The sequence below is a fragment of the Serratia sp. SCBI genome, from assembly GCF_000747565.1.
Lineage (GTDB): Bacteria > Pseudomonadota > Gammaproteobacteria > Enterobacterales > Enterobacteriaceae > Serratia > Serratia ureilytica.
Genome location: NZ_CP003424.1, coordinates 2,794,714 through 2,816,980 on the forward strand (window position 1 = coordinate 2,794,714; position 22,267 = coordinate 2,816,980).

General features: G+C 57.7%; 22 protein-coding genes. 9 read left to right on the forward strand and 13 right to left on the reverse strand.

The genetic code is table 11. The features are described from left to right. Window positions 1–173: 173 nt before the first annotated feature. From nhaB to SERRSCBI_RS13045, 3 genes are all read left to right on the forward strand, one after another. Window positions 174–1,739, forward strand: coding sequence for a sodium/proton antiporter NhaB (nhaB, locus tag SERRSCBI_RS13035; protein ID WP_042784729.1), 1,566 nt, complete (start codon window positions 174–176; stop codon window positions 1,737–1,739). Window positions 1,740–1,859: 120 nt separating this feature from the next. Then, window positions 1,860–2,390: a disulfide bond formation protein DsbB gene (gene dsbB, locus SERRSCBI_RS13040; RefSeq protein WP_038877166.1), complete on the forward strand. Its 531-nt coding sequence runs from the start codon at window positions 1,860–1,862 to the stop codon at window positions 2,388–2,390. 649 nt (window positions 2,391–3,039) lie between these two features. After that, complete coding sequence (locus SERRSCBI_RS13045; RefSeq protein ID WP_042784730.1) at window positions 3,040–3,801, forward strand: aspartyl/asparaginyl beta-hydroxylase domain-containing protein; 762 nt, start codon at window positions 3,040–3,042, stop codon at window positions 3,799–3,801. Between the two features lie 118 nt (window positions 3,802–3,919). On the opposite strand, the gene SERRSCBI_RS13050 is transcribed toward SERRSCBI_RS13045, so the two are convergent. The 4 genes from SERRSCBI_RS13050 to SERRSCBI_RS13065 all read right to left on the reverse strand — a co-directional run bounded on the left by SERRSCBI_RS13050 (window position 3,920) and on the right by SERRSCBI_RS13065 (window position 6,526). Then, window positions 3,920–4,366 carry a YcgN family cysteine cluster protein gene (locus SERRSCBI_RS13050; RefSeq protein ID WP_025159803.1) on the reverse strand — a complete coding sequence of 149 codons (447 nt, stop codon included), beginning with the start codon at window positions 4,364–4,366 and terminating at the stop codon, window positions 3,920–3,922. Between the two features lie 121 nt (window positions 4,367–4,487). Next, on the reverse strand, window positions 4,488–5,144 hold the full coding sequence (locus SERRSCBI_RS13055) for a fumarylacetoacetate hydrolase family protein (protein WP_042784731.1): 657 nt from the start codon (window positions 5,142–5,144) through the stop codon (window positions 4,488–4,490). Window positions 5,145–5,202: 58 nt separating this feature from the next. After that, complete coding sequence (locus SERRSCBI_RS13060) at window positions 5,203–6,228, reverse strand: lytic transglycosylase domain-containing protein (protein WP_369795865.1); 1,026 nt, start codon at window positions 6,226–6,228, stop codon at window positions 5,203–5,205. A 25-nt stretch (window positions 6,229–6,253) separates the two neighbouring features. Then, window positions 6,254–6,526 (reverse strand): YcgL domain-containing protein, encoded by a 273-nt coding sequence (locus SERRSCBI_RS13065; RefSeq protein WP_033643340.1) that lies wholly within the window; start codon window positions 6,524–6,526, stop codon window positions 6,254–6,256. Window positions 6,527–6,662: 136 nt separating this feature from the next. Here SERRSCBI_RS13065 and minC point away from each other — a divergent pair, with 136 nt between their 5' ends. The 3 genes from minC to minE are packed head-to-tail and all read left to right on the forward strand — an operon-like array spanning window position 6,663 to window position 8,469. After that, window positions 6,663–7,358 carry a septum site-determining protein MinC gene (minC, locus tag SERRSCBI_RS13070; protein WP_033650952.1) on the forward strand — a complete coding sequence of 232 codons (696 nt, stop codon included), beginning with the start codon at window positions 6,663–6,665 and terminating at the stop codon, window positions 7,356–7,358. Between the two features lie 25 nt (window positions 7,359–7,383). Then, window positions 7,384–8,196, forward strand: coding sequence for a septum site-determining protein MinD (gene minD, locus SERRSCBI_RS13075; RefSeq protein WP_004932300.1), 813 nt, complete (start codon window positions 7,384–7,386; stop codon window positions 8,194–8,196). A 3-nt stretch (window positions 8,197–8,199) separates the two neighbouring features. Then, a complete protein-coding gene (gene minE / locus SERRSCBI_RS13080) occupies window positions 8,200–8,469 on the forward strand; it encodes a cell division topological specificity factor MinE (protein WP_004932303.1) in 270 nt (89 codons plus the stop codon). Between the two features lie 237 nt (window positions 8,470–8,706). Here minE and rnd read toward each other — a convergent pair whose 3' ends face one another. The 5 genes from rnd to SERRSCBI_RS13105 all read right to left on the reverse strand — a co-directional run bounded on the left by rnd (window position 8,707) and on the right by SERRSCBI_RS13105 (window position 15,197). Continuing rightward, entirely contained in the window at window positions 8,707–9,828 is a 1,122-nt protein-coding gene (gene rnd, locus SERRSCBI_RS13085; protein WP_033650951.1) for a ribonuclease D, read from the reverse strand. A gap of 81 nt (window positions 9,829–9,909) precedes the next feature. Continuing rightward, window positions 9,910–11,598, reverse strand: a complete 1,689-nt coding sequence (fadD, locus tag SERRSCBI_RS13090; protein WP_033643344.1) for a long-chain-fatty-acid--CoA ligase FadD — start codon at window positions 11,596–11,598, stop codon at window positions 9,910–9,912. 209 nt (window positions 11,599–11,807) lie between these two features. After that, window positions 11,808–12,398 (reverse strand): Slp family lipoprotein, encoded by a 591-nt coding sequence (locus tag SERRSCBI_RS13095; RefSeq protein WP_021503867.1) that lies wholly within the window; start codon window positions 12,396–12,398, stop codon window positions 11,808–11,810. Between the two features lie 101 nt (window positions 12,399–12,499). Beyond that, entirely contained in the window at window positions 12,500–13,201 is a 702-nt protein-coding gene (gene tsaB / locus SERRSCBI_RS13100; RefSeq protein ID WP_042784732.1) for a tRNA (adenosine(37)-N6)-threonylcarbamoyltransferase complex dimerization subunit type 1 TsaB, read from the reverse strand. A 79-nt stretch (window positions 13,202–13,280) separates the two neighbouring features. Beyond that, window positions 13,281–15,197 carry an ATP-dependent DNA helicase gene (locus SERRSCBI_RS13105; protein ID WP_004932318.1) on the reverse strand — a complete coding sequence of 639 codons (1,917 nt, stop codon included), beginning with the start codon at window positions 15,195–15,197 and terminating at the stop codon, window positions 13,281–13,283. A 133-nt stretch (window positions 15,198–15,330) separates the two neighbouring features. Here SERRSCBI_RS13105 and SERRSCBI_RS13110 point away from each other — a divergent pair, with 133 nt between their 5' ends. Continuing rightward, window positions 15,331–15,675, forward strand: a complete 345-nt coding sequence (locus SERRSCBI_RS13110) for a RidA family protein (RefSeq protein WP_004932322.1) — start codon at window positions 15,331–15,333, stop codon at window positions 15,673–15,675. Between the two features lie 61 nt (window positions 15,676–15,736). Here the strand turns inward: SERRSCBI_RS13110 and mdtI are convergent, their stop codons facing one another. From mdtI to zwf, 4 genes are all read right to left on the reverse strand, one after another. Beyond that, window positions 15,737–16,066: a multidrug/spermidine efflux SMR transporter subunit MdtI gene (gene mdtI, locus SERRSCBI_RS13115; protein WP_042784733.1), complete on the reverse strand. Its 330-nt coding sequence runs from the start codon at window positions 16,064–16,066 to the stop codon at window positions 15,737–15,739. After that, entirely contained in the window at window positions 16,053–16,421 is a 369-nt protein-coding gene (gene mdtJ, locus SERRSCBI_RS13120) for a multidrug/spermidine efflux SMR transporter subunit MdtJ (protein WP_004932327.1), read from the reverse strand. The genes mdtI and mdtJ overlap by 14 nt, the downstream gene beginning before the upstream one ends. Window positions 16,422–16,975: 554 nt before the next feature. Next, window positions 16,976–17,617: a bifunctional 4-hydroxy-2-oxoglutarate aldolase/2-dehydro-3-deoxy-phosphogluconate aldolase gene (locus SERRSCBI_RS13125; RefSeq protein ID WP_042785717.1), complete on the reverse strand. Its 642-nt coding sequence runs from the start codon at window positions 17,615–17,617 to the stop codon at window positions 16,976–16,978. 156 nt (window positions 17,618–17,773) lie between these two features. Beyond that, complete coding sequence (gene zwf, locus SERRSCBI_RS13130) at window positions 17,774–19,249, reverse strand: glucose-6-phosphate dehydrogenase (RefSeq protein ID WP_033643346.1); 1,476 nt, start codon at window positions 19,247–19,249, stop codon at window positions 17,774–17,776. Window positions 19,250–19,696: 447 nt separating this feature from the next. Here zwf and SERRSCBI_RS13135 point away from each other — a divergent pair, with 447 nt between their 5' ends. Both SERRSCBI_RS13135 and pyk read left to right on the forward strand, forming a co-directional pair. Beyond that, entirely contained in the window at window positions 19,697–20,569 is an 873-nt protein-coding gene (locus tag SERRSCBI_RS13135) for a MurR/RpiR family transcriptional regulator (RefSeq protein ID WP_042784735.1), read from the forward strand. 190 nt (window positions 20,570–20,759) lie between these two features. After that, window positions 20,760–22,202 (forward strand): pyruvate kinase, encoded by a 1,443-nt coding sequence (gene pyk / locus SERRSCBI_RS13140; protein WP_019452801.1) that lies wholly within the window; start codon window positions 20,760–20,762, stop codon window positions 22,200–22,202. Window positions 22,203–22,267 lie beyond the last annotated feature (65 nt).

Consider the following 22,267-nt stretch of genomic DNA (forward strand, 5'->3'; position numbering starts at 1 on the left):
ATGACATAGCGTGAGCGAAAAACAATAAACGAAAGTGTGCATAAAGTGGCAAAAAACGCGCAAAAACACAGGCCCTGAGAAATTTGCCGCCGTAAAACAAGCTCCGGTTGCGCCCGCCCCCGCCGCGTTGTTAGGGTACGTGCTACGACTGATTTAAGGATGCATAAAGGACAATGGAAACAACCCTGCGCAGCGCCCTGCTCAAAAACTTCCTGGGGCAATCTCCCGACTGGTACAAACTGACCATTCTCATTTTCCTGGCGATCAACCCGCTGGTGTTCTTTTTCGCCAGCCCGTTTCTCGCGGGTTGGCTGTTGGTGATCGAGTTCATCTTTACCCTGGCGATGGCGTTGAAATGTTACCCGCTGCTGCCGGGCGGACTGCTGGCGCTGGAGGCCGTGGCCATCGGCATGACCAGCCCGGCGCAGGTTTCGCAAGAAATCGAACATAATCTGGACGTGCTGCTGCTGCTGGTCTTTATGGTGGCCGGCATCTACTTTATGAAGCAGCTGCTGCTGTTCGTGTTCACCAAGCTGCTGCTCAATATCCGCTCGAAAACGCTGCTGTCGCTGGCGTTCTGCCTGGCGGCCGCCTTCCTTTCCGCCTTCCTCGATGCGCTGACGGTCGTCGCGGTAGTGATCAGCGTCGCCACGGGGTTCTATTCCATCTATCACAATGTGACGTCGAACCGCTCCGACGGCGACATCGGCGATGACAGCGATTTCACCGGCGAAGAGCGCAAGCAGACGCTGGAGCAATTCCGCGCCTTTCTGCGCAGCCTGCTGATGCACGCCGGCGTCGGCACCGCGCTCGGCGGAGTCATGACCATGGTGGGCGAGCCACAGAACCTGATCATCGCCAAAAGCGCGGGCTGGGGCTTTATCGACTTCTTCCTGCGGATGGCGCCGGTCACTTTGCCGGTGCTGGCATGCGGCCTGCTGGTCTGCTGGCTGGTAGAGCGTTTTCGCCTGTTTGGCTACGGCACGCCACTGCCGGAAGCGGTGCGTGAGGTGCTGAAAGAGTATGATCGCAAGGCCACCGCAGGCCGCAGCAAGCAAGAAAGGCTCAAGCTGGTGATGCAGGCGCTGATCGGCGTTTGGCTGGTGCTGGCGCTGGCCTTCCACCTGGCGGAAGTCGGGCTGATCGGCCTGTCGGTCATCATTCTCGCCACATCGCTGTGCGGCGTGAACGACGAACACGCCATCGGCAAAGCGTTCCAGGAGGCGCTGCCGTTCACCGCCCTGCTGACGGTATTTTTCACCGTGGTGGCCGTGATCATTGAGCAACACCTGTTCAGCCCGGTGATCCAGTTTGTACTGCGCGCCGAGCCCGCTTCTCAGCTTTCGCTGTTCTACCTGTTCAACGGTCTGCTGTCGTCGGTTTCCGACAACGTATTCGTCGGCACGGTTTACATCAACGAAGCGCGCACCGCGCTGGAAACCGGCGCCATTGCGCTGAAACAGTTCGAACTGCTGGCGGTCGCCATCAATACCGGCACCAACCTGCCTTCGGTCGCGACCCCCAACGGCCAGGCGGCGTTCCTGTTCCTTTTGACGTCGGCCTTGGCGCCGCTGGTGCGTCTGTCGTATGGCCGCATGGTGTGGATGGCTCTGCCTTATACGATCGTATTGACCGTGGTCGGCCTGCTGTGCGTACAGTTCACGCTGGAGCCGGCGACCGAACTGTTGACACAGTGGCACTGGCTGACGCTGCCGCCTGTCGACGCCATCGGCCACTGATGCGGCGCCGGCAGGGTAAACCGACTATTTTTACGCTGAAACCGGCCCAGGTGGCTGGCAGCGAGGGGGAATTGGTTTACACTGCCGGTTCAATTGCTTACTGCATGGAAGAATCTAGATATGTTGCAATTCTTTAACCGCTGTTCACAAGGACGCGGCGCCTGGCTGCTGATGGCCCTGACAGCGTTGGTGTTGGAACTGGTCGCGCTCTATTTCCAGCACGTTATGCTGCTGCAGCCCTGCGTCATGTGCATTTACGAGCGTTGCGCGCTGTTCGGCATCCTCGGCGCCTCACTGGTGGGCGCCATCGCGCCGAAAACGCCGCTGCGCTATGTGGCGATCCTGCTGTGGATCTACAGCGCCTGGGAAGGCGTACAGCTGGCGTGGAAACACACCATGATCCAACTGCACCCCTCGCCGTTCAATACCTGCGATTTCTTCGTCAGCTTCCCGTCCTGGCTGCCGCTGGATAAATGGCTGCCTGCGGTGTTCCACGCTTCCGGTGACTGTTCCGTGCGTCAATGGCAGTTCCTGACGCTGGAAATGCCACAGTGGCTGGTGGGTATCTTCGGTACCTATCTGCTGGTGGCGCTGATTGTGCTGATCGCGCAATTTGTCCGCCCACGCCGCCGCGATTTGTTCGGCCGCTGATAGGCCAACAAACAAAAAACGGCGCCTCAGGGCGCCGTTTTTTAGGGTATTATTGTTGAATTCAGAGATAACCCCATTTCAGGTATGTGTAAGGAAGTAAACGAGCACGATCAGTGCCCCAGCTACGGCAAACAGACGGACCATTTTCATTGTTATGCTCTCGAACTTGCGGGAGAGCGGCCAAATTACCCAACTTATCGTTTAAAAAGAAGCATCCTGGCTCGATTAAGCGCGTAATTTACATAACATTAAGCTTCTGCGTTGCCAGCGGGCCAACACATGCTGTGCAGGCACTTTCCTCACGGCCTGCGGGCATCAATAAATTACCGTTATTTATGAACGACTGCGTCTTTGTCACATTCAGAGCACAATATTTTGGTGAAGTTTGCCCATAAAATCCTTATAGTATCGGCAAAGTGAGTACTACCGATTTCCCTGGTGTTGTTGTGTGTCTTGCCCCTCATCTTTGCAGGGGCTTTTTTCCTTCTCCCCCCAACCGTCAGTCCCCTCTGCCTTTAAATAAATCATTCAAATTTAACTCTGCGCGGTATCACTCATCGGCCAACGTTCACGCACTAATGATTAAAATCGTTCGTGATTCTTTCCTTATGCTGAATGCAGTAGGCCAATGATATCAAGGACACGATTTATGCCGGATAGCACCTTTCCCCCCACGTCTCAGCGCCCGTTCCTGCGGCGCATGCTGCTCAAAGCAGGGAAAAAATTCCTGAGCTGGAACGGCGAATTTCAGACTCGCCATTCGCTCATCTCCACTACGCCGCGGATCGGTAATCATGAATTTAATTGGGTGACGGCGCTGGAAGCCCGTTGGCCTGCCATTCGCCAAGAGTTGGATCGGTTACTGGAGCACCCGGAGGACATCCCCGCGTTCCACCAAATATCACCGGATCAGAAACGCATCTCCAAAGGGGATAATTGGAAAACCTTCGGGCTATTTGTCTACGGGCAGCGCGTTGATGAGAACTGCGCCATTTGTCCGCACACCGCACAGGCGGTCAGCGAGATCCCCGGCATGCGCACCGCCATGTTTTCGATCCTTAAACCGCACTATCACATCGTCCCCCACAAAGGCCCGACTCGCGCCGTGGTGCGCGCGCATTTGGGATTGATCGTGCCAAAGGATCGGGAAAAGCTCTGGATCCGCGTCGACGATCAGATCCTGCACTGGGATGAAGGCAAGGTCATTTTGTTTGATGACTCTTATGAACACGAGGTGCGCAATGATACCGACGAACTGCGTGCGGTGCTGTTTCTCGATATCGACCGGCCGATGGACAAAGTGGGGACGGCGGTAAATAAACTGCTGTTCAGCCTGATTAAAGCCAGCCCTTACGTGAAGCAGCCGCTGAAAAATCTGGCCAACTGGCGCCGCCGCGACAAAAAAGAGTGAAGTGACGGCTTATGCCATAACCTCACGCCTGCCGGTTAGCGCAATTGCAGAGGGCGGCGTGTCCTGACACGCCGCCCTCTTGCATGAAAACGCGTCTTGCTGCGCAAGGGGGCCGGCGTTATCTGGCCCAGTCCGGCTTGTTGAGGATATGGTCCTGCCAGTCCACCACTTCGCTCTCGCGCACCGCGATATGCCGCACCGTGATGCGCTCACCGTGCATCGCCGCCTTGGAGCCGCTCAGCAACGGGTGCCAGGGGAACAGCGGCTTGCCTTCGCCGATCAGGCGATAGGCGCAGGTCGGCGGCAACCAATCGAAGGTGGTGAGGTTTTCGCGCGTCAATTTGATGCAGTCCTCTTCCAGCTCGAAGCGCCGCTCGTAGTTACGGCATTGGCAGGATTTGATGTTGAGCTGGTTGCAGGCTACGTTGGTAAAATAAATCTCGTCGGTATCTTCGTCGATCAGCTTATTCAAACAGCATTGCCCGCACCCGTCGCACAGCGATTCCCACTCTTGTTCTGACATTTCCGCCAGCGTTTTCTGTTGCCAAAAAGCGAGTTGTGACATGTTAGCGTCCGGTTTCGGTAAATGGATAACTCACCTGCGCACAGGTTCGAGGGGGACTATATAGACATTTTAGCCGCGAGATGCAAGTTTTGCCGCCGACGATGCCGGCGGCCAACAGCGTTCAGATCACCCGGGTGCTGAGCGCTTTACCGTTCAGACTGATTTTCAGCATGTCGCCGGAAACCATCGGGCCTACGCCCTGCGGCGTGCCGGTCAGGATGATGTCGCCGGCGCGCAGCGTGAAGAAACGGCTCATGTAGCTGATTAGCGGCAGGATCGGCGTGATCATGTCACGCGTATTGCCCTGCTGGCGCAGTTGATCGTTGACGGTCAACGACAGCTCGGCGTTTTGCGGATCGCCGAATTCCGCCACCGGGATAAACCCTGACATCGGACAAGACCCGTCGAAGGCCTTGGCCTTCTCCCAGGGCTGACCGGCCTTTTTAAAACCGGCTTGCAGATCGCGCAGCGTCAGATCAAGCGCCACGCCGTAACCGGCAATCGCACGCGCCACGCGATCTTCGTTGGCCTGCTTCAACGGCGTGCCGATCAGTACCGCCAGCTCTACCTCATGATGCACCGCACCGAACTCTTTAGGGATGGCCACCGGCTGGCGGATATCGCATAACGCCGTTTCAGGTTTGATGAACACCACCGGCTCGACGGACACCGCGCTGCCCATTTCCTTGATGTGATCGGCGTAGTTGCTGCCGACGCAGACCACCTTGTTCACCGGGAAATCGAGCAGCGAACCCTGCCAGTCTCTGTGTTGATACATACCGCTTCTCCCAAACTGTAGAGGCTTGGCGCGCCAAGCCGATTATTGGTGTGCCGGATCAATGCCCGATCGCGTCTGCCATCATACCCACGGCGATAGCGAAATAGTAAGAGCGATTCCAGTGCATCAGGGTGCGGAAATTATCATAGACCAGGAAGGTCCGCCCCTGCAGATCATCCGGCGCGATGATCCAGCCGCGCTGCACGGCGTGCGGCAACGCGCGGCCATCCGCACGGCGCACGCCGCGTTTCTGCCAGTCGTTGACGCTGCGCGCCTGCGCGTCTTTCAGGCCCAGTTCGGCTCGATTGAAGCCGGCGGGCAGTTTGACCTCGCGCCCCCAACCGATGCCGGGCTGCCAGCCCTCTTTGGACAGGTAGCTGGCCGTGGACGCGAAAACGTCGTCAATGTTATTCCAGATATCGATGCGTCCGTCACCGTCGCCGTCCGCCGCATAGCGCAGGAAGGAGCTTGGCATAAACTGACATTGCCCCATCGCGCCGGCCCAGGACCCTTTCAGTGGCGTATCGCCAACGTGCCCCTGTTCGACTATCTGCAACGCCGCCAGCAGCTCCCGGCTGAAAAAGGCCTCGCGGCGCCCTTCGAACGCCAGCGTCGCCAGCGCGGACACCACGTCCTCCCGCCCCTGGATCTTGCCATAGGCGCTCTCCATGCCCCACAGCGCGATGATATAGCGCCCCGGCACCCGATAGCGTTCGCTGGCCCGCAGCCATTGCGCATGGCGCTGCCGGTACAGTTCGCGCCCCTGCCGCACCTTGGCGGGCGACATCACCCGCCGCAGGTAATCATCCAAAGTGATCTTCTGCTCCGGCTGATTGCGATCGGCCTTGATCACCCGATCGACGAAATGGATTTGCGCAAAGGCGCGGTCAAGGGTGGCCTGACTGATGCCCTGTTCCCGCGCCCGGCGCTTCAGTTGCTCGACATACGCCGGGAACTGCGCCGGATCGCGCCCGCTGGTCGCCAACGTCGTCTCCTGCGACGCCTGCGGTGCGCCCGGCATCATCGCACCGCCCAGCGCCAGCCAAACGGCCAACGCGGTACTTCTCGTCGAACGTGTCATCATGCCTCCCCTGACCGTAGCGGCGGTCTCAGGCCTTGTCCCCCGCCAAATGCTGATTGAGCAGGTTTTCCACCGGCGGCGGGAACTGCAGGTAATAACCTTCGTCTTTCAGCGCCTGTTTCACCTTTTCGATATCCGCCGAGGCCAATTTCTTGCGTTCATCGAGTGAAAGCATCATGGCGAATTGCGGTACGCCGAAACTTTTCATCAGCGCTTCCGGCACACGAGAGAAATCGTCTTTTTTTTCGACATAAAGATAAGTTTGATCGCGTTTCGGGCTTCTATAGATCACACAAAGCATTTTTTTAACTCTATTTAATTGAGGGAGCGTCTTGCCTGGATATAACTCTGACTATAACATGCTTATAGTACATCGGAATATCGCACCCCGAGTGGTATTCCGGGGATTTAAAGTTGCTGAGACTGAGTCAGGATAGATGTCACAATCGCCAATTGAGCTAAAAGGCAGCAGTTTTACCCTATCGGTTGTTCATTTGCATAATTCGCAGCCCGAGGTAATACGCCAGGCGTTACAGGAAAAAGTTGAGCAAGCGCCCGCTTTTCTGAAAAACGCCCCTGTTGTTATCAACGTCGCAACGCTGGATGGCGATGCGAACTGGAAAGAACTTCAACAGGCTGTCGCGGCGGCAGGTCTGCGCGTTGTGGGTATCAGCGGTTGCAGAGATGAGCGTCAAAAGCGCGCGATAGCCCGTGCCGGGCTGCCGTTGCTGAGCGAAGGCAGAGGCCAGAAAATGGCGGCGCCGGAGCCTGCACCTGCGCCCGTGGTGGCGGATAACGCCCCCGCCAAAACGCGTATCATCAGCACCCCTGTCCGTTCCGGCCAACAGATTTACGCCCGCAACTGCGATCTTATCGTGACCAGCAGCGTCAGCGCCGGCGCCGAACTGATTGCCGACGGCAACATTCATGTCTATGGCATGATGCGCGGTCGCGCGCTGGCAGGCGCGTCAGGCGACACGCAATGTCAGATTTTTTGCACCCACCTGGCGGCTGAGCTAGTCTCTATCGCAGGGCAGTACTGGTTGAGCGACCAAATCCCGTCCGATTACGTCGGGCAGGCCGTACGACTCAGCCTGTTGGATAACGCTTTAACCATACAACCTTTAAATTAAGCCCTTTTGACAAGGAATCCATTTCATGGCACGCATTATTGTTGTTACATCGGGTAAAGGGGGCGTTGGCAAGACCACTTCGAGCGCGGCCATCGCTACCGGCCTGGCCCAGAAAGGCAAGAAAACCGTCGTGATCGATTTCGATATCGGCCTGCGTAATCTTGACCTGATCATGGGCTGCGAACGTCGGGTAGTTTATGATTTCGTGAACGTGATTCAGGGCGACGCCACGCTGAATCAGGCGTTGATCAAAGACAAACGCACTGAAAACCTCTATATCCTGCCGGCTTCGCAGACACGCGACAAAGACGCGTTAACCCGTGAAGGCGTTGAAAAAGTCCTCAACGATCTCGGCGAGATGGATTTTGACTTCGTGGTCTGCGACTCACCGGCCGGTATCGAAACCGGTGCGCTGATGGCGCTGTATTTCGCCGACGAAGCTATCATCACCACCAACCCGGAAGTCTCTTCGGTACGCGACTCCGACCGTATCCTGGGCATCCTTTCCTCCAAATCGCGCCGCGCCGAGAAAGGCGAATCGCCTATCAAGGAACACCTGCTGCTGACCCGTTACAACCCGGGCCGCGTCAGCCGTGGCGACATGCTGAGCATGGAAGACGTGCTGGAAATCCTGCGCATTCCACTGGTGGGTGTGATCCCGGAAGACCAGTCCGTACTGCGTGCTTCCAACCAGGGTGAGCCTGTCATTCTGGATGCCGAGTCAGACGCCGGTAAGGCGTATGACGATACCGTTTGCCGCTTGTTGGGGGAAGAACGCCCATTCCGCTTCATTGAAGAAGAGAAGAAGGGTTTCCTGAAACGCCTTTTTGGGGGATAAACCATGGCCTTATTAGACTTCTTTCTGTCCCGCAAAAAACAGACAGCCAATATAGCCAAGGAACGGCTGCAGATTATCGTCGCAGAGCGTCGTCGCGGGGACAGTGAGCCCCCGTATCTGCCTGATTTGAAACGCGATATTCTGGCGGTTATTTGCAAATACATTCAGATCGATCCTGAAATGCTGCATGTGCAGTTCGAGCAGAAAGGGGACGATATTTCGGTACTTGAACTTAACGTGACATTACCGGAATCGGAAGAAGCAGCTAAATGATTGCGACGCATTAATTACCCCCTGTATATTTTATGCAGGGGGTAACTGTATGTGCATCCAGTTATTAAGCATTATCGGCAGCAAAAAATCGATTTTTCCCTTTGGGACAATTCCCAATTAACTTTGCCGCCACCTCGTTTAAAGTAAATTCTGGCCAGATTTACCTTCAACGCATTATTTCCTGCCTATATTCACCCGAGCAGAGTTTCCCTACCCTGCCCTGGTGATAACCAGCGATTAATAATCTTTCAGGATGTCCTGCAACGGCGCCATTAATAAATCGCCGCGCCAGCCGCTGATTAATTCAGGGCGACTCTCGCCGTCCTTCAGTTTCCAATGCCAGTTCAACAATTGGTTAATTTGGCGACGGGATGCCAGCAGCTCGCTGCTCAACCCGCTTTGCTCGCTGACGGTGGCGATAGCGGCCTTGATGTCCTTAAACACCTTCTTGTAGCCCGGCTGATCGATAAGGTTAGCCAACGGCGCCGGCAAATCGGACTCCTCCAGCGCTTCGGCTTCGGCCACCAGCGCCAACAGCGTTTTGCCGTGATAACGGATCTCCGGCCCGCTCAGGCCCAGCGAATCCAGTTCTCCCAGCGAAGACGGCATAAAGCGCGCCACCTGCCACAGGTTCTCCTCGCGAACCACGAAGTTCACCGCCAGATCGCGCTCGCGCGCCTGGCGCAACCGCCATTCCGCCAACTTCTGCAGACACCCAAGCTGACGCGGGCGCAACTGCCAGGCATTGCTGATTTCGCGATAGGCCACTTCCGGCGCCAGCGCCTCGCTACGGCGTTGGCACAGCAGCAAGCACTCGTTATTGGCCGCAGCGGTCCAGCCGGCCTCTTCGGTCTCCTGCACCAGCTGTTTGGCCATCGGCAGCAGGTAGAACACGTCGGCGGCCGCATACACGCACTGTCTTTCAGTCAGCGGGCGCGCCAGCCAATCGGTGCGCGACTCGCTCTTGTCCAGTTCAACCTTCATGTACTCCGCCACCAGCGTCGCAAAGCCGCAGGAGAGCGGCCGACCGGTAAAGGCCGCCAGGATCTGAGTGTCGATCATCGGCGTCGGCAGCGTTTTAAAGGCGTTGAGAAACACTTCAAGATCTTCACTGCCGGCATGCAGGAACTTCACCACGGCGGTGTCGGCCAGCAGCTCGACAAACGGTTGCCAGTGCTTGATCGGCAGAGGATCGATAAGGGAGAGTTGTTCACCGTCGTAAAGCTGGATCAGGCCCAGCTGCGGATAGTAGGTACGCGTTCTGACAAACTCGGTGTCCAGCGCAACCTGGGCATGCTTTCTCGCCTGCTCGCAGACCTGCTGCAATCCGGCATCGGTAGTGATCAACTGATAATTCAAAACATCATTCTCTTGTAGGATTCAAACACAACAACGCCGGCATTCACCGGCGTTGTTGATAGGCTGACGCGAGAGCAAAACCTAGGCGGCATCGGCCGGCTTAGGCGCTTTTTGCTCATCGCGCAATTCTCGCCGCAAAATCTTGCCGACGTTCGACTTCGGCAGTTCATCGCGGAACTCAACAATTTTAGGCACTTTATACCCGGTCAGGTGGCGTCGGCAATGGGTCAACAGCTCTTCCTTGGTCAGCGAGGCGTCTTTCTTCACCACGCAGATCTTCACCGTTTCGCCGGAGGCCTCGCTGGGCACGCCGATTGCCGCACATTCCAGCACTTTCGGGTGCTGGCTGACCACATCTTCAATCTCGTTCGGATACACGTTGAAACCCGAGACCAGGATCATGTCTTTCTTGCGGTCGACGATGCGTACAAATCCCTGATCGTCCACGGTCACCACATCACCGGTCGCCAGCCAGCCGTCTTTCAGCACTTCGTCGGTGGCATCCGGGCGCTGCCAATAGCCTAACATAACTTGCGGCCCTTTGACCCACAGTTCGCCCGGCTCGCCCGGCGGCACATCATGGCCGTTGTCGTCCACTAACCGAATGTCCGTCGACGGCACCGGCAGACCGATGCTGCCGCTGTAGTGCTTAAGATCGTAAGGGTTGCCGGCCACCAGCGGCGCGCACTCCGTCAGGCCGTAACCTTCCAGCAGGTGTTTGCCGGTGGTTTTCTCCCACTTCTCGGCCACCGATTTTTGCACCGACATGCCGCCGCCGACCGAGAAACGCAGCGTAGAGAAATCGAGCTTGTGGAAGTCTTCGTTATTCAGCAACGCATTGAACAGCGTATTCACCCCGCTCATGGCGGTGAACGGGTATTTGCCCAATTCTTTCACCAGGCCCGGAATGTCACGCGGGTTGGTGATCAGCAAATTGCGCCCGCCCAGATCGATAAACAGCAGGCAGTTCACCGTCAGCGCGAAAATGTGATACAGCGGCAGCGCCGTCACCACCAGCTCCTGCCCTTCACGGAACAGCGGCGAATAGGCAGCCTTGGCCTGCTCAAGGTTGGCCTGCATGTTGCGGTGCGTCAGCATCGCCCCCTTCGCCACCCCGGTGGTGCCGCCGGTGTATTGCAGGAAAGCCAGATCGGCATTAATGATGTCCGGTTTTACATATTGTAAACGGCGGCCGCGCTGCAGCGCGCTGCGGAAGGAAATGGCGTCCGGCAGATTGTATTTCGGCACCAGACGCTTAACGTATTTGACCACGAAGTTGACCAACGTGCCCTTGGCAGCCGACAGCTGATCGCCCATGCGCGTCAGGATCACGTGTTTGACCTGGGTGTTGAACACCACTTTTTCCAGCGTATGGGCAAAGTTGGAGACGATGACGATGGCACTGGCGCCGCTGTCATTCAACTGGTGCTCCAGCTCGCGCGGGGTATACAGCGGGTTGACGTTGACCACCACCATGCCGGCGCGCAGAATGCCGAACAGGGCAATGGGGTATTGCAACAGGTTAGGCATCATCAGCGCGACGCGGTCGCCCTTCTTCAGGCCCAGCTCATTTTGCAGGTAAGCCGCGAAAGCCCGGCTGCGTTCTTCCAGTTTGCGGAAGGTCATCACCTCACCCATATTGATAAAGGCGGGCTGATCGGCATAGCGCTGCACGGCATGCTCAAACATTTCGATCAACGACGAATAGCGATCGGCATCAATCTCTGCGGGCACATCTGCCGGATACCGTTTTAACCAGACCTTATCCAAGGTATTACTCCTGAAATCATTACTAATTATCATCGCAGCCCTCAAACTCGCAGCCTAACCATAACAATATTTTAACTCAGCAGACCAGTTCGGGTTTTAAACATTACTCAGGTTGCGATGTACGTCACTAATTGTCGGATATTCCTTATCCCAAAAAACAAAAGGGCGGCCTGAGCCGCCCTGTCAAATTTGTTCACATCAAGCGTATGTTACTCGGTTACGATGGTTTGCACCTGTGCCGGGCCGGGGTTGTACCAGCCATAGCCGGCGCCCCAGCCGGGTCCCCACGGGCCACCGCGCCAGCCCCAAGGGCCCATCGGCGCAGGCGGCATCACCACCTGCTGTACCAGATGCCAGCGCTTGAAACCGGTCACGTTCATCGTTACGAAGCGATATGGCGTCATGCCGATCCGCCCCTCTTTCAGGCCGGTGATAGGGCCGACGACGGTCACCAATTGGCCTTTGAAATCGACCGGTTCGAGGAAGCCGTTCACCGTGGCCAGCAAGCGGCCGTTCGACGGTTCACCCAGTATCGGCCGCGCACCGCTGTCAAGCGGCACCGCCGCGATCTCCAGCAGCGTGCGCCCTTGTTCGTTGGCGACGTTCACCACGGTGCCGCCGAAGCGGGCTTCCGCGCCGGTAAACAGGTTCGGTGCATTTTGTACCGAGGAAAGCTGAGTCACCGGCGAAGGGCTGGAGCCTTTGATCGCATCCGGTACGGTGACGCACCCGGTCAGAACCAGCGCGCCGCAGGCGACGGCCAGCAGCGACAGCTTTTTACTTGCAGTGCGGATTAACATGGTCGCAATCTCCTGAAATGCCTGTAACTTTGACCGCGTTTCAGCGTTCAAGTTGCAGGCCTTCATCGCCCGGCATCAACATCAGCACAATAACGCCGTGATTACTCGCGGCCCGGCAGTTTTTTCCAGGTCACTTCATTGCGCAGGTAGGTCGGCTCGGCGTTTTCCACCGCCACCACCAGCCCCTGTTGCCAGGCGTGCAGCGCCAGCGGCAACATGTCTTCCGCCTGCGGCAACAGCATCAGGCCGTCGCGCACGCTCAGCGTGGAACCGTTGACCAGATCGGGGTAGGTTTGCCAGCCGGTGCCAACGTGGGCCCATTCGCCCTGCAGGCGCTGTGCACGCTCGAGCGCCTGCGCCGGCGACAGCACCGCCTCGCCTTCGCTTTCCAACCAACGGCCGTCGGCCTGACGTTCGAACTGCCCCCAGTAGACCTCGCCCATGCGCGCATCGATCGCCGCCAGCACACGCTCCGCGCCGCTGACGCGCCAGGCGCCCTGCGCCATGGTTTGCAGCGTAGAAACGCCGATCATCGGCAGATCGGCACCCAGCGCCAGGCCCTGAGCGATGCCGATGCCGATGCGCACCCCGGTAAAACTGCCGGGGCCGCGGCCGAAGGCCAGCGCATCGAGCTGGTTGAGCGCCAGGCCGGATTCCGCCAGCACCTGCTGCACCATAGGTAAAATACGTTGCGTATGCTCGCGTGGGCACAGCTCAAACAGGGCGTGGATTTCGCCTTGATTCCAGACGGCGACGGAACAGGCTTCCGTCGCGGTATCGATCGCTAAAATTCGCGTGGACATGCCAACCTCTGGCGGGAATAAAACTGGGTTTTTCATACAGGGCGCGCATTGTAGCACAGCCCCGTAAGCCCTTCATCTTTCACGTGGCCGACGTATCAGCGGCCTGCAAGAAGGCGATCGCCTGCTTCAGATCGCGGGTACGCGGCGTAGGCGGCAGGCTATTGAGGAACACCTCGCCATAAGGGCGCATCACCAGACGGTTATCGCAGATCACCAGCACGCCGCGATCGTCGGTATCGCGGATCAAACGGCCCACCCCCTGTTTCAGGGTGATGACCGCATCCGGCAACTGCACGTCATTGAACGGATCGCCGCCGCGCAGGCGACAATCTTCAATGCGCGCCTTCAGCAGCGGATCGTCCGGTGAGGTAAACGGCAGCTTATCGATGATCACGCACGACAGCGCATCGCCACGCACGTCCACCCCTTCCCAGAAGCTGCTGGTCGCCACCAATAGCGCGTTACCGGCGGCGACGAACTGTGCCAACAGCTGCCCTTTGCTGGTTTCCCCTTGCAATAAGACCGGCAGCGTCATCGTGGCGCGGAACTCTTCCGCCAGCTCGCGCATCATCTGGTGCGATGTGCACAAGAAGAAGCAGCGGCCGTTGTTGGCTTCGATTAATGGGCGCAGCATGCGCGCCAGCTGGCGCGCCCCGCCGGGCTGATTCGGCGAAGGCAAAAAGCGCGGCACGCACAGCAACGCCTGTTTGGCATAGTCGAACGGGCTCGGCAACAGCAGCGTTTTGGCCTTGGTCAGCCCCAGCCGTTCGGTGAAGTGACCCAACTGATCGTTAACCGACAGCGTGGCCGAGGTAAAGATCCAGCTGCCCGGTTTCTCGTCCAGCATTTCGCGGAAACGATCGGCCACCGTCAGCGGCGTCAGCGCCAACACGAAGTGGCGCGAATTGCACTCATACCAATAGCTGTAGCCCGGTTCCGTCACCGCCTTGAGGCGTTTGAGACGCGCGCGATACAGCGTGGCGCGCTCAAAGGCGGCGTCCAGCAGCGCCGAACGCCCCAGCGACAGTTTCATGACGTCATAACACAGCTCCAGCGCGTCATCGAGCAGCAACAAAGCACGCTGCACGTTCGGTTCGCCGAGCACATCCCGCAGGTTGCCGCGAAAACCCGGCTCCCCCAGATTCAGACGGAAATCTTGCGTGCTCAGGCTGAGACGGTCGGCGCTTTTTTGCAGTTGGGCGGCATCGCGCACCTCGGTGCGGTAGGCGATGGTGATGTCCTTCGCCAGATCCAGCAGTTGGCGGCTGGTGAGCTGCTGGCCGAAATACTGGCTGGCGATGTCGGGAATTTGGTGCGCTTCATCGAAAATCATCACCTCGGCTTCCGGGATCAGCTCGGCGAAGCCGCCCTCTTTCACCACCATATCCGCCAGGAACAGGTGATGGTTCACCACCACCACATCCGCATCCATCGCGCGGCGGCGCGCTTTGACCACGAAGCAATCCTGATACAGCGGGCAGTCGCTGCCGAGACAGTTGTCATTGGTGCTGGTCACCAATGGCCAGACGAAGCTGTCTTCCGCCACTTCGCTGCAGGTGCTGATATCACCCTCTTTGGTCTGCGACGACCACTTGCGCAGTTGCACCAGATCGATCAACGTCTGCCCCGCCAGCTCCCCGCCGGCCATCGACTGTTGCTCAAGACGCTCCAGACACAGGTAGTTGGAGCGCCCCTTCAGCAGCGCCAGCTTGCCTTTGTACTTCAGCGCCTTGGCGACGGTGGGCAGATCGCGCGCATACAGCTGATCCTGCAGCGCTTTCGAACCGGTGGAGATGATCACTTTGCGATCGGCACGCAGCGCCGGCGCCAGATAAGCGAAGGTTTTGCCGGTGCCGGTGCCGGCTTCCACCACCAGTTCCTGCTTGAAATTGATCGCTTCGGTAACGGCTTGCGCCATCTGCCGCTGCGGCTCACGCGGTTTGAATCCCTTGATAGCCTGCGCCAATGCGCCGTCTGTTGCAAAATCGTCTGTCACGCTGTCTCTCTGCCGGTGTCATTCAGCGGTGATTATGCCAAGCCTGCCGCCCGGCTACCACCCACTTTATCGCCGCGCTTTTTCATCACCGGCTGTGCTACCCTTAGCGGGACTATGATATGGAGATAAGCAAATGAATATCGAAAGAATTGATCCCGATCAGCGCTGGTCCGAAGCCGTGGTGCACAACGAGACCGTTTACTACACCAGCGTGCCTGAGAATCTGGATGATGACGCGACCGCGCAGACCGCCAACGCCCTTGCAGCCATCGACGTGCTGCTGGAACGTGTAGGGTCGGACAAAAGCCGTATTCTGGATGCCACCATCTTCCTGGCCAATACCGCCGACTTCGCCGCGATGAACGCCGCCTGGGACGCCTGGGTCGTCGCCGGCAGCGCGCCGGTGCGCTGCACCGTGCAGGCTCAGCTGATGAATCCGAAGTACAAGGTGGAAATTAAAATCATCGCCGCGCTGTAAGCCACGCGCAGACGAAAAAAAACCGCAGACGGCAACGCCTGCGGTTTTTTATTGCCCGCTATCAGGACAGTTTGAGGATCACCATCCCCGTCAACAGCAGCGCCAGGCCAATCCAGCCTTTGGCGTTCAACCGCTGGCCGAACATGATCCAGCCTGCGGCGATGGTGGCGGCGATACCGAAACCGCCCCACAACGCGTAAGCGATTGACAGATCGATGCCTTTTACCACCTGCGCCAGGGCGCTGAACGCACCGAGTACCGACAGCAGCGACAGCAATCCCAGCCAAATTTTACGGAAACCGTCCGACATCTTCAGGAAGATGTTGGCGATGATTTCCAGCACGATGGCCAATCCCAGGAACCCAATGTGGTACAACTCAAACTGTTGCATGGTTGTCACCTCGCGGGCTGACCTGTTTTCGCTCTTTGCGGGTACCGGATTTCACCAGCATGATACCGGCGATCAGCGTAGCCAGACCCAGTACCTTCAGCGCCGAAATGGGCTCGTCGAACCACAGCACGCTGAACAGGGTAATGAACAGAATGCCGATACCTTCCCACAGCGCATAAGCCACGCCCAACGCCACGCGTTTTACCGCTACTGACAGCAACACATAAGACGCGGTGATCATCACGTACATCACGATATGCCCGATCATGCCGCCATTGACGCTGGCGTATTTCATCGACAAGGTGCCGATGATTTCGGTCATGATGGCCAAACCTAAAAAGATCCAATAAATCATAATTTTTCTCCCAAACGGCGAATAACGCGCGCCAAGGCATATTTATCCCGATTTATCTCGTCGAACGGCCGCAGTACGGCGCGCAAGACGCAGAGATCCCTGGGGATAAACTGACCCAAACGCAAAAAGAATGTTTGCCCGGCTGAACGGTAGAGCGAAGGCGTAAGCCCGCTACCAGCACCGGTTAAGGGAGAAAGACGCTATAGCTCGCTGCACCAGTGATGCTCACTGGCAAGGATCGCAGACAGGAAGAGTTGGCACGTAGAGGTTCTGAGGGTAGTTCCGTTAATAGTCATCATAATAATTCTCTATTATCAGCCGCACACCGTGCGATTTGCCCAATATCCTCATAAAAGTAAAATTTTCAACTGAGATATTTTTACCACAGCCCAAATAAGAAAGCAAACTGCCGTTTTCATAAAAAAGCAGAAAAAAACGGGTTAAAAAATAAGAAAGTTAATCGCGATAAAAATTAAAAAAGGACCCAACGGAGCGTTGAGCCTTGCGATATCCGCGGGTGAGCAAATAAGCGCCACCCCCAGGCCTGGCGCGGGTTACAACGCGGCGCCGTTGACGGCGCTGCGCGCCAGTTCAGTGATGCGCGCGTAGTCGCCGCTTTCGAGCGCATCGGCCGGCACCAGCCAGGAGCCGCCGATGCACAGCACGCTTTTCAGCGCCAGATAGCTGCGGTAATTGTCCGGCGAGATGCCGCCGGTCGGGCAGAAACGCACCTGCGGGAACGGGCCGCCGATCGCCTGCAGCGCCTTCACGCCGCCGTTGGCTTCCGCCGGGAAGAATTTGAATTCGCGCAGGCCGTAATCCATGCCCTGCATCAGTTCAGATACGGTGCTGATGCCCGGGATCAACGGGATTGACCCCGCCGTCGCCGCCTGCAGCAAAGCGTCGGTCAGCCCCGGGCTGATGGCGAACTGCGCCCCGGCCTCGGTCACCTCCCGCAGCTGCTGTGGATTGATCACCGTACCGGCGCCGATGATCGCCTCCGGCACCTCTTTGGCGATAGCGCGGATAGCTTCCAGCGCACAGGCGGTGCGCAGCGTCACCTCCAGTACCCGCACGCCGCCGGCAACCAATGCTTTCGCCAGCGGCACCGCCTGTTCCAGCGTGTTGATCACGATAACAGGCACCACCGGCCCCGCCGTCAGGATCTGTTCAGCGCTGGTTTTCCAGTTTTTCATCATTCTTTCTCCATTACTCGCGGTTAACAATGGCACGCCCCTGCCACAGGGCTCCGCGCAAACGCGCGAACGTCCGGCCGTACCGTAAGTGATGTGGCCCACGCGCAGATCGCAGGCAAAAAAAAAAGCCGGCAGACGGGCTGCCGGCATTGCGCATTACTCGAACTCGTTCCAGGAACGGCCGTCGCGGGTGATCATCGCCACCGAGGCCACCGGCCCCCAGGTGCCCGCCTGATAAGGCTTAGGCGCTTCGTTGTCGGCTTTCCACGCGTCCATGATGGAGTCGACCCACTTCCAGGCCTCTTCCACTTCGTCACGGCGCACGAACAGCGCCTGAATACCGCGCATGGTCTCCAGCAGCAGGCGCTCGTAGGCGTCCGCCACGTGCTCCTGGTTGAAGGTTTCCGAGAAACTCAGATCCAGCTTGGTAGTCTGCAGGCGGTGCTTGTGATCCAGCCCCGGCACCTTATTCAACACCTGAATTTCGATGCCTTCGTCCGGTTGCAAACGAATGGTCAGCTTGTTTTGCGGCAGCTGCTGATAAGAGTCGCTGAACAGGTTAAGCGGCGGATTCTTGAAGTACACCACCACTTCCGAGCATTTGGTCGGCAGACGTTTACCGGTACGCAGATAGAACGGCACCCCGGCCCACTGCCAGTTGTCGATGTCCACGCGGATGGAAACGAAGGTCTCGGTGCTGCTGCTCTTGTTCGCCCCTTCTTCTTCCAGATACCCCGGCACTTTCTTGCCCTGAACGAAACCGGCGGTGTACTGACCGCGCACGGTGGTTTCCCGTACATTGGTCTGATCGATGCGGCGCAGCGAACGCAGCACCTTCACCTTCTCGTCGCGGATGCGGTCGGTGGTCAGATCCGCCGGCGGCGACATGGCGATCATGGTCAGGATCTGCAGCAGGTGGTTCTGGATCATGTCGCGCATTTGGCCGGCCTGATCGAAGTAGCCCCAGCGCCCTTCGATGCCCACCTCTTCCGCCACGGTGATCTGCACCGAATCGATGGTGCGGTTGTCCCAGTTGGACGCGAACAGCGAGTTGGCGAAACGCAGCGCCAACAGGTTCAACACCGTCTCTTTGCCGAGGTAGTGGTCGATGCGGTAAACCTGGGACTCGTTGAAGAACTCCGCCACCTGATCGTTGATCACGCGGGAGGACGCCAGATCGGTGCCCAACGGTTTCTCCATCACCACGCGCGCCGGCTCATGGTTCAGCTTGGCTTCGCCCAACCCTTTGCAGATGGCGCCGAAGGTGCTTGGCGGCATAGCGAAGTAGTTGATGGTGGTGCGGTGCTTCTGATCCAGCATTTTACCCAGTTTGGTAAAGTTCTTGCTGTCGTTGACGTCCAGGTTGCAGAAGTCCAGGCGCGCGCTCAGCGTGGCCCAGAGTTCGTCATCCAGCTTTTCCTTCATGAAGGTGCCAAGCGCTTCCTTGACCACTTCGGTATAGGCTTTTTTATCCCACTCCGCGCGGCCGACGCCGATGATCCGCGTATCCGGGTGGATGTGTCCGGCTTTCTCTAACTGGTACAGGGAAGGCAGCAGCTTACGGCGCGCCAAATCACCTTTCGCGCCGAAAATAACCAGGTCACACGCCTGGGCTGTAGAGGTTACCGCCATGTTCATCTCCTCGTTGCAGGATATTTGTAATTTTCTTACATTACTAATGTACTCTGTTTGACTACGGCCAGCAAACCCGGCGCAGAAGCAGAAAAAAGACGTAAAGATCTCAGTGGTAGCGCCACTGCGCGCCGACGCCCTCACAGGCGGGCAAAAATGTAATTTTTCGTCTTTTTTGACGCTCTGTTACCATTATGAAAGTTAGACACAGGTCATATTCTGGTGAAAAAAGCCTGCATACGCCCTGTCGAGACTGCCAACGGTTACCAGCACGTAGTATATTTTCACTAAACCGGCATTGATTTCTCCTTTGTTTGCAATCGACATACCCTATCGATTTCAGGTTACAGCCGCTCGTTTGGCGTCTGCTTGCACGGCGAACACGGGCGAAATTCGGCGCTGTTGCTTGAAAGCCACAGGGATAAAACCATGAGTGACTCTCGTTATATGAATACGCTGGACAAAATCCAGAGCCATCTGGAGCTCCTGAGCAAATCTGAAAGGAAAGTCGCCGAGGTGATCCTGGCCTCCCCGCAGACCGCCATTCACTCCAGCATCGCCACGCTGGCGCGCATGGCCGACGTCAGCGAACCCACCGTCAACCGTTTTTGCCGTCGCCTTGATACCAAAGGCTTTCCCGACTTCAAACTGCATCTCGCCCAAAGCCTGGCTAACGGCACGCCCTACGTGAACCGCAACGTCGAGGAAGATGACAGCGTCGATTCCTACACCAGCAAGATCTTCGAATCGGTGATGGCCAGCCTGGATACAGTAAAGGCAAATTTGGATATTGCCGCAATCAATCGTGCGGTTGACCTGCTCACCCAGGCAAAAAAGATCTCTTTCTTCGGTCTGGGCGCCTCCGCCGCCGTGGCCCACGACGCGATGAACAAATTTTTCCGCTTCAATATTCCGGTGGTCTACTTCGATGACATCGTCATGCAGCGCATGAGCTGCATGAACTCCGGCGAGGGCGACGTGGTGGTGTTGATCTCTCACACCGGCCGCACCAAGAACCTGGTGGAAATGGCCCACCTGGCGCGAGAAAACGACGCCACGGTACTGGCTATCACCTCGCGCGACACCCCGCTCGCCCAGTCGGCGACCCTCGCGTTGCTGCTCGACGTGCCTGAAGACACCGACGTTTACATGCCGATGGTGTCGCGGATCGCGCAATTAACGCTCATTGACGTGCTCGCCACCGGATTTACCTTGCGCAGAGGGGCTAAATTCAGAGATAACTTGAAGCGGGTCAAAGAAGCGCTCAAAGAATCGCGCTTTGATAAAGGCGTAGTCATTCCCAACAGTTTTGACTCGTAACCCGACGAAGAAAAAAGTCGCCGTTCAACAGACATTTGAATGGCGACATCAGAGGCTGTACCCTGTTAATACGCTCATGCGGGTAACCCGGGTGAAATATCAGTGTTGTAAAATTACATTTCACGCCTGGTTTCGTTATCCGACGTTATCGCAACGCCAATATTTGCTTCACCAGTCAACGGAGTAATACATGTCCAGACGGCTCAGAAGAACCAAAATCGTTACCACCCTGGGTCCGGCTACAGACCGCGACAATAATCTGGAAAAGATCATTGCCGCCGGCGCCAACGTAGTTCGGCTTAACTTCTCCCACGGCAGCCCGGAAGATCACCAGGCTCGCGCAGACAAAGTTCGCGAAATCGCTGCCAAACTGGGACGTCACGTCGCTATCCTCGGCGATCTGCAAGGGCCGAAAATCCGCGTTTCCACCTTCAAGGAAGGCAAAATCTTCCTCAACGTGGGCGATAAATTCCTGCTGGACGCCAACCTGTCAAAAGGCGAAGGCGATAAAGAAAAAGTCGGTATCGACTATAAAGGCCTGCCTGCCGACGTCGTGCCGGGCGACGTCTTGCTGCTCGACGACGGCCGCGTTCAGCTGAAAGTGCTCGAAGTTCAGGGCATGAAAGTGTTTACCGAAGTGACCGTTGGCGGCCCGTTGTCCAACAACAAGGGCATCAACAAACTCGGCGGCGGCCTGTCGGCCGAAGCGCTGACCGAAAAAGACAAGGCGGACATCGTCACCGCCGCCAAGATCGGCGTCGACTACCTGGCGGTCTCCTTCCCGCGCACCGGTGAAGACCTGAACTATGCTCGCCGCCTGGCGCGCGACGCAGGCTGCAACGCCAAGATCGTGTCCAAGGTTGAGCGCGCCGAAGCGGTCTGCAGCGACGAAGCGATGGACGACATCATTCTGGCCTCCGACGTGGTGATGGTCGCCCGTGGCGATCTGGGCGTCGAAATCGGCGATCCGGAACTGGTCGGGATCCAGAAGAAACTGATCCGCCGCGCCCGTACTCTGAACCGCGCGGTGATCACCGCGACTCAGATGATGGAGTCGATGATCACCAACCCGATGCCGACCCGCGCCGAAGTCATGGACGTGGCCAACGCCGTGCTGGACGGCACCGACGCCGTCATGCTGTCGGCGGAAACCGCTGCCGGCCAATACCCGGCGGAAACCGTGGCGGCGATGGCGCGCGTTTGTCTGGGCGCCGAGAAGATCCCGAGCATCAACGTTTCCAAACACCGTCTGGACGTGCAGTTCGACAATATCGAAGAGGCGATCGCCATGTCTTCGATGTATGCGGCCAACCACCTGAAAGGCGTCACCGCGCTGATCGCCATGACCGAGTCCGGCCGCACCGCGCTGATGATGTCACGCATCAGCTCCGGCCTGCCGATCTTCGCCATGTCGCGGCATGAGCACACGCTTAACCTGACCGCACTGTATCGCGGCGTGACGCCGGTGTATTTCGACAGCCATAAAGACGGCGTCATCGCCGCCAACGAAGCCGTCAATCGCCTGCGCGACAAAGGCTTCCTGGTCTCCGGCGATCTGGTGATCGTCACCCAGGGCGACGTGATGGAAACCGTCGGCACCACCAATACCAGCCGCATCCTGCGCGTCGAGTAATTCACGCCGCAGACGAAATGCCGGCCGGCTCACCTAGGCCGGCATTTTTTTTGCTCTGACACTGC